The sequence below is a fragment of the Bradyrhizobium sp. JR4.1 genome, assembly GCF_040548605.1.
Classification (GTDB): Bacteria; Pseudomonadota; Alphaproteobacteria; order Rhizobiales; family Xanthobacteraceae; genus Bradyrhizobium; species Bradyrhizobium canariense.
In genome coordinates, this window is record NZ_JBEPRY010000001.1 from 995,619 (window position 1) to 1,011,850 (window position 16,232).

The 16,232-nt window shown below is 61.2% G+C and carries 14 protein-coding genes; 12 read left to right on the plus strand and 2 right to left on the minus strand.

Annotated elements, in window-relative coordinates; genetic code table 11:
• Positions 1-227 precede the first annotated feature (227 nt).
• The 12 genes from ABIB90_RS04790 (at position 228) to ABIB90_RS04845 (ending at position 14,788) form a co-directional block, all read left to right on the plus strand.
• Positions 228-1,751, plus strand: coding sequence for a hypothetical protein (locus ABIB90_RS04790; RefSeq protein ID WP_354200317.1), 1,524 nt, complete (start codon positions 228-230; stop codon positions 1,749-1,751).
• Positions 1,748-3,268, plus strand: coding sequence for a glycosyltransferase family protein (locus ABIB90_RS04795; protein ID WP_354200318.1), 1,521 nt, complete (start codon positions 1,748-1,750; stop codon positions 3,266-3,268). The genes ABIB90_RS04790 and ABIB90_RS04795 overlap by 4 nt, the downstream gene beginning before the upstream one ends.
• A gap of 119 nt (positions 3,269-3,387) precedes the next feature.
• Positions 3,388-4,002 carry a ribonuclease D gene (locus ABIB90_RS04800; protein ID WP_007598566.1) on the plus strand — a complete coding sequence of 205 codons (615 nt, stop codon included), beginning with the start codon at positions 3,388-3,390 and terminating at the stop codon, positions 4,000-4,002.
• A gap of 145 nt (positions 4,003-4,147) precedes the next feature.
• Positions 4,148-4,873: an LPS export ABC transporter periplasmic protein LptC gene (gene lptC, locus ABIB90_RS04805; protein ID WP_354168486.1), complete on the plus strand. Its 726-nt coding sequence runs from the start codon at positions 4,148-4,150 to the stop codon at positions 4,871-4,873.
• Entirely contained in the window at positions 4,870-5,598 is a 729-nt protein-coding gene (locus ABIB90_RS04810; RefSeq protein WP_354200319.1) for an LptA/OstA family protein, read from the plus strand. Before lptC ends, ABIB90_RS04810 begins: the two co-directional genes overlap by 4 nt.
• 230 nt (positions 5,599-5,828) lie before the next feature.
• A complete protein-coding gene (lptB, locus tag ABIB90_RS04815) occupies positions 5,829-6,827 on the plus strand; it encodes an LPS export ABC transporter ATP-binding protein (protein WP_354200321.1) in 999 nt (332 codons plus the stop codon).
• A 91-nt stretch (positions 6,828-6,918) separates the two neighbouring features.
• Positions 6,919-8,532: an RNA polymerase factor sigma-54 gene (rpoN, locus tag ABIB90_RS04820; protein WP_354200322.1), complete on the plus strand. Its 1,614-nt coding sequence runs from the start codon at positions 6,919-6,921 to the stop codon at positions 8,530-8,532.
• A gap of 80 nt (positions 8,533-8,612) precedes the next feature.
• The gene (gene hpf, locus ABIB90_RS04825) at positions 8,613-9,230 is read left to right on the plus strand and encodes a ribosome hibernation-promoting factor, HPF/YfiA family (protein WP_007598572.1); all 618 of its coding nucleotides are present in this window, start codon (positions 8,613-8,615) and stop codon (positions 9,228-9,230) included.
• Between the two features lie 238 nt (positions 9,231-9,468).
• Positions 9,469-9,930 (plus strand): PTS IIA-like nitrogen regulatory protein PtsN, encoded by a 462-nt coding sequence (gene ptsN / locus ABIB90_RS04830; RefSeq protein WP_027514736.1) that lies wholly within the window; start codon positions 9,469-9,471, stop codon positions 9,928-9,930.
• Positions 9,931-10,033: 103 nt separating this feature from the next.
• Positions 10,034-11,146: a tetratricopeptide repeat protein gene (locus ABIB90_RS04835; protein WP_354200323.1), complete on the plus strand. Its 1,113-nt coding sequence runs from the start codon at positions 10,034-10,036 to the stop codon at positions 11,144-11,146.
• A 478-nt stretch (positions 11,147-11,624) separates the two neighbouring features.
• Positions 11,625-12,437: an AAA family ATPase gene (locus tag ABIB90_RS04840; protein WP_354200324.1), complete on the plus strand. Its 813-nt coding sequence runs from the start codon at positions 11,625-11,627 to the stop codon at positions 12,435-12,437.
• Between the two features lie 29 nt (positions 12,438-12,466).
• Complete coding sequence (locus ABIB90_RS04845) at positions 12,467-14,788, plus strand: S8 family peptidase (RefSeq protein ID WP_354200325.1); 2,322 nt, start codon at positions 12,467-12,469, stop codon at positions 14,786-14,788.
• Between the two features lie 562 nt (positions 14,789-15,350).
• Here the strand turns inward: ABIB90_RS04845 and ABIB90_RS04850 are convergent.
• Positions 15,351-15,623, minus strand: coding sequence for a BQ00720 family protein (locus ABIB90_RS04850; protein ID WP_007598581.1), 273 nt, complete (start codon positions 15,621-15,623; stop codon positions 15,351-15,353).
• 51 nt (positions 15,624-15,674) lie between these two features.
• Positions 15,675-16,100 carry an Hsp20 family protein gene (locus ABIB90_RS04855; RefSeq protein ID WP_007598583.1) on the minus strand — a complete coding sequence of 142 codons (426 nt, stop codon included), beginning with the start codon at positions 16,098-16,100 and terminating at the stop codon, positions 15,675-15,677.
• Between the last annotated feature and the right edge of the window lie 132 nt (positions 16,101-16,232).

Consider the following 16,232-nt stretch of genomic DNA (forward strand, 5'->3'; position numbering starts at 1 on the left):
TCGACCTCTAATAACTATTATTGGACGCTGGAATTTTCAAGTCTAAACAGCTGCTTGAAAGCTTCGGAAGCCCGCCCTCCAGCCGAATTTATTCCGCCAAACCCCCTCGATTGCACGATCCAAATTTACCCCACTTTAGACAAACTGGTCCTAAGTCAGCCGGCAGGCTCGCATCCGGCCGTCGGCGAGCGCGGAGCCATCGGGCTCGCTTTGTCGTGAGGGAAGCGGTGGATCAGCACCAGGTCTGGCACGAGCCGGCATTCGACAAGGTTGCGAACGCGATCAGCCCGTTTTTCCTGAGATCGGGGATTTATCTGTTCCTGATCTCATTCATCTGCCTGTTCTACGTCTTGAACGCGCCGCTTCTGCTCGGTCACTACGATTTGGGCTGGCATCTGGCGGCCGGAGATCTCATCCGGGAACGCAACGCCATCCCGCTGCAGGACCCCTGGTCGTCAACCCACGGCGACAAGCCATGGCTCAATCTGTCCTGGCTCTGGGACGCGCTTGCCAGTGCGACGTTTCAATACGCAGGCTTTGGCGGCCTCGTCCTGCTGACGGCGGCCTGCGGCGCGGCGATCGTCGGCATCCTGACCGCGATCTCTCTTGGCTACGGCGCGTCGGCGATCGCGGTCTGCGTTTCGGTCTTCTTGGCCTGCCTGCTCTATCCCGCATACGAAGCCTCGCCGAACATGTATCTCGCGGTCTCGCCGAATACATGCACGATGTTGTTCTGCGTCGTCTTCTATCGCGAATGCCTGAGACGAACGCGATGGTTCGTGCTTCCCCTGTTGATGGTGCTCTGGGCCAATCTGCACGGCGGTTTCCTGCTCGGCTTTTTCGTGATCGGCGTCTTCTGCGGTGGCGCCGTGCTCAGAGGGGCCTGGGCCGACCTCAGGATCCTTGCTCTCGCGGGGATCGCGTGCCTTGCCGCGACCTTCGTCAATCCGCTCGGCTGGAATATTTATGCCGGTGCCGCCGCGACGATGGGGCACTTCGTCCAGGGCAATATCGGCGAATGGCTGTCCTACTATCACAACATGGAAATGCCGGGCAGCATTCCCGGCATCCTGTACATGCTGGCCTTTGTCGCGTTCGAGCTCCGCTACAGAAATTCCAGGCCCATCCCGCTCGAGCCGAGACTGATGTCCTGGCTGTTCCTGATTCTGGGACTGTATCAGTTCAGGTACATCGCTTTCTTCTTCATCTTCTCGACCGCACCGATGGCGCTTCACCTCAGCCGCTTGCTGCCTCGGCGTCTCACTGCGCTTGACGTGCGTGGACCGTTGCTGGCCGCGGGCATCGTCGGTCTCGGCACCCTGCCGATTGTCTATTTGCGCGTTGCGCCGGCGCTCGCGCTTCCGCCGATGCTGTCGAGCGAAGATGCCGGCTACCTGCGAGAGCATCTCGCAGGTCGGCGGGTCCTGAACAATTGGAACGTCGGCGGCTACCTGATCTTCGCGACGCACGGCACCGTCCCCCCATTCGTCGATGGTCGCGCCGCGACCGCCTATCCGGACGATTTGCTGCGCGACTATTTCAAGCTGGTGAGCTGGGAGATCGACGAAGCCGCGTGGGACATGGTGCTCGACAAATACCGGATCGACGCGGTGCTGTGGGTCAAGGCGCACGAACAGCTGCGGCAGTTTCTGGTGGAGCGGCGAGGCTGGCGCGAGCAATACACCGGCGCTTACGAGACCGTTTACGTCAGGCCCCACTCCGGTTTGGCCGGCGACACCAAACGACAATGACCACCAGCGCCGCGGCTCTGCCCGACATCGCGCCCACCGTCAGAGCCGAGAGCTTCGCGACGCGGTACGGTGCCTTGTGCGCATTGCTGCTGCTGGCTGCGGCAGTCCGGCTGCCGCTCGCCTTCTGGCCGAACATCGTTCACGTCGACGAGCTGTATCAATATCTCGAGCCGGCCTGGCGCCTGCTTGGCCACCAGGGGGTCGTCACCTGGGAATGGCGCGACGGTATCCGGAGCTGGTTTCTGCCGACCTTGTTCGCAGGGCCGGTCGCTCTGGGGGACTGGCTTGCGCCGGGCGGGTGGGGCGCCTTCGTCGTGCCTCGCCTGGTGGTCGGGCTTGCCTCGTTGTCGATCGTCGTGACGGCCTGGCATTTCGGCGAACGCATCTCCAGATCGCATGCCGTCGTCGCGGCGTTTGCCGCCGCGGTCTGGTTTGAGCTGGTCTACTACGCGCCCCACACGCTGAGCGAACCGCTGGCGACGGCCGTGATCCTGCCGGCGGCCTATCTGCTGACGGGCGAACTCGCGCGAAACCGGCTCTTCACCGCAGGCGCACTGCTTGCTCTCGCCTGTGTCTGGCGCTTTCAATATGTACCGGCTTGTTCGGTGTTTGCGTTGGCGGCGTGCTGGCGCGACCTGCGAAACGCGATTGCGCTGGTCGCGGGCGCTTGCATCGTCCTGGCGCTGTCCGGCGCCCTCGACCTGGCCCACGGCTCAGCGCCGTTTGCGTGGCTCGTCCGGAATATTCAGCAAAACCTCCTGCATGACCGGGCATCGGAATTCGGTGACGCGCCGGCGGCCGCGTACGTTCTGCAGGCTTCAATTCTGTGGTCGGGCGCGACGCTGCTGATGCTGCTGGCGCTCTGGCGCGGCTGGCGACATGCCCCCCTGCTGATCGTCGCGGCCGTCGTGAACGTCGCGTTTCACAGCATGATCGTGCACAAGGAATACCGTTTCATTTTCCTGTCGATCGCTCTGCTGATCATCGCGGCGGCGCTTGGCTCCGCCGATTGGGTCGAGATGATGCGCCGGCAAAGCGCGTGGCGCTCCCGGGCACTCGCCGTCGTATGTGGCGGCTGGCTGCTGCTCTCGCTCGGTCTGTCGGGCGCTACGCTCATCATGCGTGACAACTGGATGCGCGGCATCGGCGTGGCCCAGTTGATGGCGGAGCTCGAGGCCGATCCTGAAGCCTGCGGTCTGGCCCTCTACGCGATCAACTATCCCTTTGTGCCCGGACGCGGGCAGCTCGCGGCCCGCAAGCCGATCTATTCCTTTTATCGGGACGACCCCCTGGCCAAGGGACGCCTTCCGGCTGTGGTGCAGACGCACCAGGCCGGGTTCAACCGCATCATCGGCCCGGCGAGCCTGGCCAGCGAGCTGCCGGCGGATTTCTCGCAACGAAGTTGCGCGATGATGAGCGATGACAAGCCGGCCTGCGTCTTCGCTCGACGCGGCGCTTGCGATGCGCCCGCCAGCCCGTTCGCCACCAACGACGTGCTCGTGCGCCTGAATTACTAGCCGCGCCTGATGCTTGCGCCGGCGGCTGCCAGCGGATACATCGCGGCCGGCCCTCGCCAGCATCTGTCCCGGGGATTAGCTTGCAAAAGCGCACCTATTCGATTGAGGTTTGAAACGCCATGACCGTACGCCTGCACCGCGGCGACCTGCCCGATCTGTCCCGCTACACCGGAGCGGTGGCGATCGACACCGAGACCATGGGCCTGAACCCGCATCGTGACCGGCTCTGCGTGGTGCAGCTCTCGCCCGGCGACGGCAGCGCGGACGTGGTGCAGATCCCCAAGGGTCATACCGACGCGCCGAACCTGAAGGCCCTGCTGGCCAATCCCGCGAACACGAAAATCTTCCACTTTGCGCGGTTCGACGTCGCGGTGCTGTACCAGACGTTTGGCGTCATGACCGGGCCGATCTACTGCACCAAGATCGCCTCCCGCCTGATCCGCACCTATACCGACCGCCATGGCCTCAAGGACCTCGTGCGCGAGGTGCTCAATGTCGACCTCTCCAAGCAGCAGCAATCGAGCGATTGGGGTTCCGACAGCCTGACCGAGCCGCAGCTCGCCTACGCCGCCTCCGACGTGCTGCATCTGCACGGCTTGCGCGAGCGGCTCGATGCCATGCTGGCGCGGGAAGGCCGCACCGCGCTGGCCAAGGCCTGTTTCGACTTCCTGCCGACCCGTGCTTTGCTCGATCTCCAGGGTTGGGCCGAAGAGGACATTTTCGCGCATTCCTAGCGTTTCGCGTCGCGGCCGGGTTGGGGCGGTCGCCCCGTTTCAGACACTTTCGTAACGGCCTGTCGCTGGCTGCATATTTTGGCGTTGCCGGCTACAATGGGGCGCCCGCCAGCCGGACCAGGCGAGCGACACCTCAGGAGCCCAGGTGAATTCGGCCCATCATGTCACCTATGATGCCGCGCTTGCGGCGAAGTTCGCCAGCGCGGCGCGCCACAGCCGCCTGGTGCGGATTCTGCGCGTCGCGGTGCCAGCGACAGTGGCTGCGGCAATGGGTCTGCTCGTCCTTATCTCGACCATTTTCAACCCGTTCCAGATCCCCGTGAAGCTCGACTCCGGAAATCTCGTGGTCACAGGCACCAAGATCACGATGGAATCGCCGCATATGTCCGGCTTCACTCCAGACCAACGGCCCTACGAGCTCTGGGCCAAGACCGCGACCCAGGACATCACTGATCCCGATCATGTCGATCTCCATGATTTGCGCGCGAAAGTGCTGATGGAAGACCAATCGACGCTGTTTCTCGATGCACGCACCGGAAGGTTCGACAACAAGCAGCAGCAGCTCGACCTGCACAAGGACATCTTCCTGCGCACCTCGACCGGCTACGAGGCGCGGCTGAACTCGGCCTTCGTCGACATGGGCAAGGGCACGGTCTCCTCGGATGAGCATGTCGACGTCAAGCTGACCAACGGAACGCTGACCGCCGATCGGCTGCGGATCACGGAGGGCGGCGACGTCATCCGCTTCGAAGGCAATGTGGTGATGCACCTCGACAAGCTGGACGATCCCGCCGCCAGCGCGCCCGCGCCGGTCGAGCCCACGCCGCCGCCGGCGGCGAAGTCCAAGAACAAATCCGCGAATTCAAAATGATTCTCATGACCCATCTTCATCTGAGCAAGCGTCGCATTGCTGTCAGTGTAGCGACGCTTGTCTCCGGTCTCTTGCTGCTCACTGCAGATGCGGCGCACGCACAGAGCTCGGCGAGCGTGCCCAACGCGATGCAGGGTTTTTCGCAGAACCGCGATCAGCCGATCCAGATCGACGCTGCATCGCTAGAGATGCGCGACAAGAAAAAGGAGGCGACCTTCTCGGGCAACGTGAAGGTCGTGCAGGGCGATACCACCATGACCTCGAAGACGCTGGTGGTGTTCTACGACTCGGGTGGTGACAAGCCGGCGACGCCGCAGCCTGCGGCAGCAAAGGGTGCGAAGGCGGCGCCGATCCAGTCGGCGACACCGGGCCCGGGCGGTAGCTCCTCGATCAAGCGGCTGGAGGCACGCGGCAATGTCGTGGTCACCCAAAAGGACCAGGTGGTGACCGGCGAGACCGCGGTGTTCGATACGAAGACCAATCTCATCACCATGCTCGGCGGAGCTGGGAGCCAGGTCGTGCTGACCCAGTGCCAGAACGTGCTGCGCGGCGACCGCCTCCTGGTCGACATGACCACGGGCGTCTCCAGGGTGGAGTCGGACAGCGGAAGGGTGCAAGGCCTGTTCATCCAGTCCCAGGGCGGACAGAACGGCAAATGCGGGACGCCGGTGGCCCCGGGCGCGGCCCCGCCTTTGCAGTTGCCCGGCGGAAACAAGCCAAAGTAAATTCCGTTCGCGATTTCAACGCCTTGATCTGGAGACTCCCGATCCGAGGTTGAAGCTTGCCCGGCGAGACTGTATCTAGCGCGAAGGGCTTTCGAAGCGGGGTTCGCCGCTTTTCGGGCGTGTTTCACTGGGCATGAGACATGCCTTCATTCATGCTGCGTCGGCTGAGGCCGGCGCGGCAGATCGCGCGAAGATCGCGCAGGATCGTCGCGAAAGGCTAGAAGGCGGGGATGGTCGATCTCTTCAGCATGTTCCGTCGGCGCCCCGCCAAACGCGGCCGGCCAGGATTTGCGCGCCAGGACATCACCGCGCTCGGTGACAGCGTCGGCGGCCTCGTGGCCAGCCCAGTCAGGGACGCGCCGTCGATCGCCCGGAACCAGCCGATGCATGCGCCCGATCAGTTCCAAGGCGACTATGAGGCCGAGCCGCCCCGGGCCCAGGCGGTTCATCCCGTGAGGGCTGCCGGCAGGGCCAACGGTTCCGGCGGGCCTCAGCTCTTGAAGCGGCCGGGCTTCCTGGCTGTGCATAGCGTGGAAAAGAGTTTTGGCAGCCGCCAAGTCGTGCGCGGCGTCAGCATCTATGTGCGCCGCGGCGAAGCGGTCGGCCTGCTCGGGCCCAACGGCGCCGGCAAGACCACCGTGTTCTACATGATCACCGGCCTGATCAAGGCCGATCGCGGCGCCATCGAGCTCGACGGCCACGACGTCACCAAGCTGCCGATGTATCAGCGCGCACGGCTCGGCATCGGCTATCTGCCACAGGAAGCCTCGATCTTCCGCGGTCTCACCGTCGAGCAGAACATCCGCGCCGTGCTCGAAGTGGTCGAGCCCTCGCGCAAGAAGCGCGAGCAGCAGCTCGACTCGCTGCTCGACGAATTCAACATCACGCGCCTGCGGAAATCGCCGTCGATCGCGCTGTCCGGCGGTGAGCGGCGCCGCGTCGAGATCGCGCGCGCGCTGGCGACGCGTCCGAACTACATGCTGCTCGACGAGCCCTTTGCCGGCATCGATCCGATCGCGGTCGGCGACATCCAGGACCTCGTCCGCCATCTCACCAACCGCGGCATCGGCGTGCTGATCACCGACCACAATGTGCGCGAGACGCTCGGCCTCACCGATCGCGCCTACATCGTCTATGCCGGGGAAATCCTGACCGAGGGCAGCCCGGATGAGATCGTCGCCGATCCGGACGTGCGCCGCCTTTACCTTGGCGAGGAATTCCGCCTCTAGCCCGTTTTTCCATTTCGTCAAGACGTGTACATCGGGCTCGGACTAAGATAAGCAAAAATCGGACCAACTTTTTGGGATCGGTTCTTGCTTCATGGCGCTTTCGCAGAGATTAGAGTTCCGGCAATCGCAGTCGCTAGTCATGACGCCGCAGTTGATGCAGGCGATCAAGCTGCTGCAATTGTCCAACCTCGATCTCACGACGTTCGTCGAAGAGGAACTCGAGCGTAACCCGTTGCTGGAACGGGCCAACGACGAGCCGCCCGTGGGCGAGGGCCCGGCCGAGACCGGCCAGTTCAACGACAGCGATGGCGGCCACAACGACGAGCCGGGCGGCGGCCCGGGCGAAGCCTTCGAGCCCGGCCAGGAAGAGTGGATGAGCAAGGATCTCGGCACCCGCGCCGAGATCGAGCAGACCATGGACACGGGGCTGGACAACGTCTTCTCCGAGGAACCCGCCGAAGCGGCCGCGCGCAACGCCCAGGATGCGGCGCCGACCACCTATACCGAATGGGGCGGCGGCGCCTCCGGTGACGAGGACTACAATCTCGAAGCCTTCGTCGCCGCGGAGACCACGCTCGGCGACCATCTCGCCGAGCAGCTCTCGGTTGCCTTCACCGGCGCAGCGCAGCGCATGATCGGCCAGTATTTGATCGACCTCGTCGACGAGGCCGGCTATCTGCCCCCGGATCTCGGCCAGGCCGCCGAACGGCTGGGCGCATCGCAGCAGGATGTCGAGAACGTCCTTGCCGTGCTGCAAAAATTCGATCCGCCCGGCGTCTGCGCGCGCAATTTGAGCGAATGCCTGGCGATCCAGCTCCGCGAGCTCGACCGCTACGATCCCGCGATGCAGGCCCTGGTCGAGCATCTCGATCTCCTCGCCAAGCGCGACGTCGCGGCCTTGCGCAAGCTCTGCGGCGTCGACGACGAGGACATCGCCGACATGATCGGCGAGATCCGCCGGCTCAATCCCAAGCCCGGCATGAAGTTCGGTACGGCCCGGCTCCAGACCATGGTGCCCGATGTCTATGTCCGCCCGGGCCCCGATGGCGGCTGGCATGTCGAGCTCAACAGCGACACCTTGCCGCGCGTGCTGGTCAACCAGACCTACTATTCGCAGCTCTCGAGGAAGATCGGCAAGGACGGCGACAAATCGTATTTCACCGACGCGCTTCAGAACGCGACCTGGCTGGTGCGTGCGCTCGACCAGCGCGCTCGCACCATCCTGAAAGTCGCAACCGAGATCGTGCGCCAGCAGGACGGCTTCTTCACCCATGGCGTGGCGCATCTGCGACCGCTGAATCTGAAGGCCGTCGCCGACGCCATCCAGATGCATGAATCCACGGTGTCGCGCGTCACCGCCAACAAATACATGGCGACCAATCGCGGCACGTTCGAGCTGAAATATTTCTTCACGGCCTCGATCGCCTCGGCCGATGGCGGCGAGGCGCATTCGGCCGAAGCCGTGCGTCACCACATCAAGCTGCTGATCGATGCGGAGGCGCCGTCCGCGATCCTGTCCGACGACACCATCGTGGAACGCTTGCGCGGCTCGGGCATTGATATCGCCCGCCGCACGGTCGCGAAGTACCGCGAAGCCATGCGCATTCCTTCCTCGGTGCAACGCCGTCGCGACAAGCAGAGCGCTCTTGGTAACGTCCTCTCCACCGCCATGGCCGATCGCTCCCGCAATCCCGAACCGGCCTGATTGCGTCGGCGCCAAATCGCGCTACTCTCGATCCGCTATCGGGCCCGATCCTGGCCAGGCACGAACCAAGCGAGGTTCACATGACTCTCCGCATCTCGGGAAAGAGCGTCAACGTCGGCGAGGCCCTGCGCGGCCGCGTCACCGACCGGACTGAAGAGGTCCTGCGCAAATATTTCGACGGTAATTATTCCGGCCACATCACGCTGAGCAAGGACGGCTTCGGCTTCCGCACCGACTGTGCGCTGCATCTTGATTCGGGAATTACGCTTGAGGCCGATTCGAACGCACCGGATGCCTATGCCAGTGCCGACCAGGCGCTGCTGATGATCGAGAAGCGCCTCAAGCGCTACAAGAGCCGGCTCAAGGACCGCTCCGCCCGCAAGGCCCATGTCGCCTCCGCGGCGTTGGCCGCCATGGATGCCACCAGCTACGTGCTGGAGGCGCCGGGCGAAGGTGAGGACGAGGACGAAATCACCGGCTACAGCCCCGTCATCATCGCCGAGGCCACCACCTCGCTGAAGCCGCTGTCCGTCAGCGAAGCAGTCATGGAACTCGACCTCAGCGGGGCGCCCTGCCTGGTGTTTCAGCACGGCTCCTCGGGCCGGGTGAACATCATTTACCGCCGGGCCGACGGCAATGTCGGCTGGATCGACCCCCCGGGGGTCAAGGCGGACGGCAAGGTGGCTGGCAAGGCCTGAGGCCGTCGGGCGACGCCCCTGCGGCCCGGCGCGGGGGCTCCTTTCCGCCTTAACAATGACCGGGGCAAAGCTGCACGCGGGAGTTGGCACCGGGATTGCGTTGGAGTAGAAGCCCCCCACATCAGGGGCGAGCTAAGTCCGCCTCCTGCTTCATCTTCTTGACGTCGGCCCGCCCAGGTTCTTTGTCCAGGCTGGCCAATTCGGAACCTGACGTTTTCATTCACCTCGGAAGACTTCCATGCCGATTACCGATCTGGTCGCGCCCGAGGCGATTCTCCCGGCATTGAAGGTCAACAGCAAGAAGCAGGCGCTTCAGGAACTCGCGGCCAAGGCCGCCGAGCTGACCGGGCAGAACGAGCGTTCCGTGTTCGAGGTGCTCCTGCAACGCGAGAAGCTCGGCACCACCGCGGTCGGCTACGGCGTCGCCATTCCCCACGGCAAGCTGCCCAAGCTGGAAAAGATCTTCGGCCTGTTCGCCCGTCTCGATCGCCCGATCGATTTCGAATCGATGGACGGCCAGCCGGTCGATCTCGTCTTCCTGCTGCTCGCCCCCGAAGGCGCCGGCGCCGATCACCTCAAGGCGCTCGCCCGCATCGCCCGCCTGCTGCGCGACCAGGACATCGCCAAAAAGCTCCGCGCCTCGCGCGACGCCCAGGCGATCTATTCGGTGCTGGCACTGCCGCCGGCAACCGCGGCGTAACCCTTCTCCCTCGAACCGACGCAGCGCCGTCTGCGACATATTGGGCAGCCGGGTGCTGCGATATTTCATCTCCGGCACGGTTTCGGCGCGGGGATTTTGCAAGATGATTTGCAATTCGATCGGGCGGGTTTTCGGTCTGCTTTGCTCCGTCACCATTGTCGCCACCGCCGTGGCCCGCGCCGACGAGGCGTCCAACGACCGCGTCATCGCGGAGAAGACCGAGATCATTGCAGCCGATGCAACCAATGCGGTCGCTTACGAGCTGCGCGGCGAAGCCTGGTACATCAAGCACGACTGGAATCGCGCCTTCGAGGATTGCAGCGCCGCGATCCGGATCGATCCGAATTTCGGGCGGGCCTATAATTGCCGCGGTCGCGCCTATTCCGCCAAAGGCGATCGCGATCACGCTTTGGCCGACTACAACGAGGCCATTCGCCTCGACCCAAATTATGGGCCGTCCTACACCTCGCGCGCCGAGGAGTATTTCAGCAGGGGCGATTTCGATCGCGCGATCGCCGGCTTCGCCGAGGCCATCGAACGCAGCCCCAAGCAGGCCTACCGTGCGCTCATCATGCGAGGGGAGGCGTATGCGGCGAAGGGCGACACCGATCATGCCGTCGCCGATTACAGCGAGGCGATGCAGCGCAATCCGGCCGCCGCCTGGCCCTATCAGTTGCGAAGCACCGTTCGTCTCAACAAGGGCGAGATCGATGCGGCTCTGGACGACTGCGACAGCGCCGTCCGTCTGGAGCCCGGAAGGGCCGGCGGCCACTATTGCCGGGCCATGGTGTTCCTGAAGAAGGACGATGCCGACAGCACCATCCGGGAGCTGGATGAGGTTACCAGGATCATGCCGTCTTTCGAAAAGGCCTATCTCGTTCGCGGCGTCGTCCTGCACGGCAAGGGCGACGACAAACGCGCCCTTGCCGATTTCGACGAAGTGATCCGGTTACAGCCGGAGAATTCGGGAGCCTACAAGAGTCGCGCCGGTCTGTTTCGGGACATGGGACAGCACGATCGCGCGCTCGCCGACTACAACGAGGCGATCCGGCTCGATCCGAAAAATCAGCTCGCCCTGGTCAACCGCGCTCTCCTCTACATGATGATGTCCGACCCCAAACATGCGCGCGCGGACTTCAACAGCGTGCTCGCGCTTCCGCCGGCCGACAAATGGGCCGTGGACACGGCGCGCGAAGGACTTGGCTTTGTGAAGTGATGCGGATGTAGGGCTGTGCTGTAACCTTACTCTCCGTCATTGCGAGGAGCCCTTGCGACGAAGCAATCCAGGACTTTCCGCGCAGCACTGGCCGTGTCTTGCGCGGGTGCCAGCAAAAACCTGACGTTCAGGCGAGCCACTGATGCGAAGTTCAAAAGTGATGCCCAGGAAAGGATTGCAGCCCTTTACACCTTGATTCTAAAGCATAATTTTTTTGTTTTTCTACGGATTGTTACGCAGCGCTGTTCGTCAACTCGCTATCATCTTTGGATAACCAAGTTCGTCAGTGCGACGCACGCGAATGTGTCCTACTGTCTTCGCAGTATCGGCTTGGCTGCTCGTGGAACCGGGCGAACTTCCCCACCCACTTTCCTAGGCCCTCTGACATCTAATTTCGCTCAAATATCGGACACTTAGCGGGTCACGTATGAGGTCTCCTCGGCGCAAGCCAGTCACGGCAATAGAACCTGGCCTCCCGTTGATTCCGCTGAAACTTGCCAAGAGTGCTGCCTTTTCGAATCTAGTGGAAGTTGTAGTTCCGCAGCGAACGCCGGAGCAGCTCGTCCTCTCGCCCCATAACATACGAACCTTCTTGGGCTTAATGGAAGAGTTCCGTGGGGCCGACCTCCTGCGCAGACATGGACTAACGATTCGCTCAAAGCTGCTCTTTTGCGGCCCGCCGGGATGCGGGAAAACTCTCACTGCAGAGGTATTTGCCCACGAACTTGGCTTGCCTCTGATCGTGGCTCGGCTGGATGCAATCATTTCCTCGTTCCTCGGTGAGACTGCGACAAACATACGAAAGGTATTCGAGACCGCTGCTGAGCAGCCGTGTGTTTTGTTTTTAGATGAATTTGATGCGCTCGCGAGGGCCCGAGCCGACGGCTCCGAGCACAATGAACTGAGACGAGTGGTCAACAGCCTGTTGATGCTAATCGATCGCTTCAAGGGAAAAGGATTTCTTGTCGCCGCGACCAATCTAGAAGAAAGCTTAGACGCCGCTATCTGGCGACGTTTTGATGAGGTCGTGATTTTCGACTATCCATCTCAGCGCGAAATTCGACGGCTTTTCGAGATCAAACTAAAGAATTTCCCCGCGTCCTTCTCGCTTGCAGAAAAAGCAGCGCGGCTAAAAGGTATGTCCTTCGCTGACGTTGAGCGAATTTGCGATAATGCAATTAAGCGATCAATTCTAAAAAGATCACGGTCGCTCCTTGAGGCTGAGTTCGACTCATCAATCCGAGAAGGACTTCGGCGCAAAGACATCAGAGCCCGCCTCCCCCAACGCTGATCTGCTTTTTTCCTTAGGCACTTTTCACGATGGCAACATATCAACACTTACCACTACAACGTGTCGAGGGCGAACTGGATCGCCGAAAGCGACCGGGCTTTGGCCAACCGTCTGGTCGAGAGGCCAAAAGCCATGGAGCAAAAATACAGGCGGAAGTTCAAGAAGTTCTCCAGGAACATCGAGCCAAGCCTAAAATTGGCGACATTGATCCGGCGCTCATTTTGAAAGTGCAGACGTCGGGAAACATAAGCGAAGACGAGTGGGCTAAAATCGGTTTGACAGTCTTGGCGAATGAGCCGGGCCAAACATTGATACTCTTTGCAGACGATGCGGAGCTAACTGCGTTTCAACAAAAGGTCACTGCATATAATGGCGAAAAACCAGAGAATCAGAAGAGTCAGCCGTATGCTGCGCTAATCGAAGCGATCGAGGCTATTCGACCAATCGACGCAACCGATCGGATCGGTCCAGTATTAAAGGGGGAAGGCTATGCTACTCCTGAGCTTATCCCCGAACCGGCGGAATTCTATGACGTGGAGCTTTGGCCCGTTTCCGATTTGAACGCGGACTTGTTCGTGTACCGCGTGACCACGGTGCTAGAGCAATTTGAAGGCGTTGTTGTCAGCTCTTATCGTGGCAAGTCCGCGCTGCTTATGCGGGTGCAAGGGTCCGGCACCGCCGTTCGTCAGCTACTGGAGTTGCCGGAGATTGCCACCATTGATCGTCCCCCGACACCGGATTGGCCGGAGCTTCCGGCAAGCAATATCGAACTCGGCGATTTGCCTGAGATTTTGCCTCCCGAGAATGGGGCGCTGACTATCGGTATAATTGATAGCGGGCTTACCTCCGCACACCCATTAATAGCTGGCTCGTTAGCCGCAGCGTTTGGTGAACCTGCAAGCTTGGGGGACAGCGACGAAAAGGGACACGGCACATCGGTCTCCGGTATTGCCATTTTTGGAGATGTTCGCCAGCGTCTATCCGAAACTCCGTTCCGAGCTAAATTTCGCGTAGCAAGCGCTCGGGTTGTAAATGCGGCGGGGCGCTTCGACGACGAGGAACTCGTCCCCACTCAAATGGAAAATTCTATCCGTAAGCTGACTGCGGAGTTTGGCTGCCGAGTAATAAACATCTCTTTGGGCGATATCAAAAGGTCCGCGGGCTCCAAGCCCAGCGCTTGGGCTGCGACCCTAGATGCTTTGGCCCGGGAGTTAGACATTCTGATCGTCGTCTCGGCAGGAAACGCGTCTCCAGCCTACCTTGCGTCCTTTGGAGACGGTATCGTCGCAGCCTATCCGAGGTTCCTCCTCGACGAAGCCAATCGCATTCTTGAGCCAGCAAGCGCAATCAATGTTCTGACCGTTGGTTCCATCGCGCATTCAAACGGCCTTTCGACGATTGATGAAGAAAACGTCGGCGTGAGATCCATCGCGCAGACATTTCAGCCCTCCCCGTTCACCCGCGCCGGTCCAGGCTCTAACAAAGTGCTCAAGCCCGACCTCGTCGACTTTGGTGGAACTGCCGTTTATGACGGACCCACTCAACGACTGCAAAACGGGTCTGCGCGGGCCAATGCAGGTATTCTTTCTACGCATCACGAATATCTACAACAATTACTTAGGTACTACTCAGGGACGTCATTCGCTGCTCCGCTAGTGGCCTACAAGGCCGCATTGCTGTTCGAGAGCTTTCCCAACGCGTCAGCAAATCTGGTCAGAGCGCTACTTGCCCTAAGCGCCGAGCATCCGACGGCCATCGATCAAAACTTCGGAGATGACGACGCGATCTTCAATCTCCTTGGGTACGGCCTGCCTGATGTCGCTAAGGCACTAGAATCCGAAGACAACCGAGTTGTTCTGATCGCAGAAGACGTTCTCTCGGCAGATAAGTTTGCAGTCTACGAAGTGCCTATCCCCGACGTATTCCAAACTAAAGGGGCTCGACAAATTCGGGTGGCGCTCAGTTTCGACCCTCCGGTGAAGCACACGCGGCTCGACTACGCCGGCCTCAAGATGGGATTTTACCTGATACGGGGCGCCAGCGCGAGCGATGTATTCGACGCCTTCCGCAAATGGGAGGCTGACGAAGGCCACGCCTTCCGCATCAAAGAGAGTCTCAAATGTGACTTGAAGCCCGGCGCACAACGTCGGGAACGGGGCACGCTTCAGTGTGCAACATTCTCGATGACCACCAACTCGCAACGCTATGGAGATAGATATTTCCTCGCGGTCCGCTGTGAAAGTGGCTGGTCTTCAGAGGATCAACGATTTGCCATTGCCATCGAGTTGCGATCGCTAGCGGACATTCAACTCTATCAAAGAGTTCAAGAACGCGTTCGGGTGCGTGTTTAGAGTTCACTGCGGAAACATCAGCCGCCGTGGTCGATGGGTTTCAGAGGCACTCATTATTGTGGCAGGTCAGCTTGGCGGGCATCGAGCCATATTGGGCATCGATCCCGGTCGATATTTAAAATGGGTCCCCAATCTGAGAGGTCACCTCGTCGCAAGAGCTCGGAGCTTCCCCCGTGCCCCCTTCAATTAGCTGAAGCCGGATTCACGACCCTCTTAGCGCCCGCGCGATTGTCGCTTTGCAGCATGGAAGACTTCAGGCCATTGCGCCGATTTTGCCTGAGTCCATTTGACTCATGCGCCCCCTCTTGCTCGGCGAATCCTCCGGAAAATATGGTGACAACGCTCTTCGGCTAAGTCTTTCGCGGGCCACCATCACGGAAACAGCTAGGAGGAAACTCCCGCCTGTCTCTCCGCAAGCGGGCAAAGGTCGAAGGGGCCTGCGGCTCGATTGAGCCAATCTGACGTACATTCGGCTCTGAAAAATGCATGTCCAAAACAAACGAGCACGCCTTCCTTCAAAGGCGTGCCCGCTTGAAACCCTATTGATGCGACGTGCGCGTGCTCAGTGCACGCTCACCGCTTGCAACTCGTTGCTCCAGGCGTTGGCGATCGCGGCTTCGCGGCTGTCGGTCAGCATGATCGGCGTGCCGTCGGCGGCGTGGAGCGCGAAGAGCTTGAGGCCCGGCGCGATCTTCGGCGCTTCGGGAAACAGGCCCGGCACATCCTCGGAGCGGATCTGCTTCACATAGGCGATATGGCCTTCGCCGAGGGTTGCCAGCGTCTCCGGCGAGACGTTCTTGGCTTCGTATTCGAACGCAACGTGACCTTCACTCATGGTCTCGACTCCTTCACAGAAACTAAGCGGTCGAGTCCGCTACTCGTTCCATTATTCGTGCTCATTGATAGCGATTGTCTTAACGATCCTCTCCGGTTCCGGCCGGGCAAGATCGATCGCCAGCAATCCGTTCTTCAGATCCGCACCCAGGACCAGCATCCCCTCCGCCAGCACGAAGGTGCGCTGGAAGTGGCGCGCGGCGATGCCGCGATGGATGTATTGCCGGGTCTTGTCGTCCTGCTGCCGCCCGCGAATGACGAGCTGGTTTTCCTCAATGGTTACATCGAGTTGGTCGCGGGTGAATCCGGCAACCGCCAGCGTGATCCGCAAACGCTCGGGCTGGCCCTCCGACCGGTCGCACCTCTCGATATTGTAGGGAGGGTAACCGTCGGCGCCTTTGACGACCCGATCGAGCACGCGCTCGATCTCGTCGAAGCCCAGAAGGAACGGACTGGAAAGCGTGGGAACACGAGACATAGTTTACAAAGTCCTCTCGAAGCGACTTTGGTGCATCAGGGCCCGTACAGGCACCCCTTGATGAGCAATATGGGCATATCCGCGTGTCGGTTCAAGGACGTAGCGGGGGGCTGTGGATTGGCGGCTCACCCG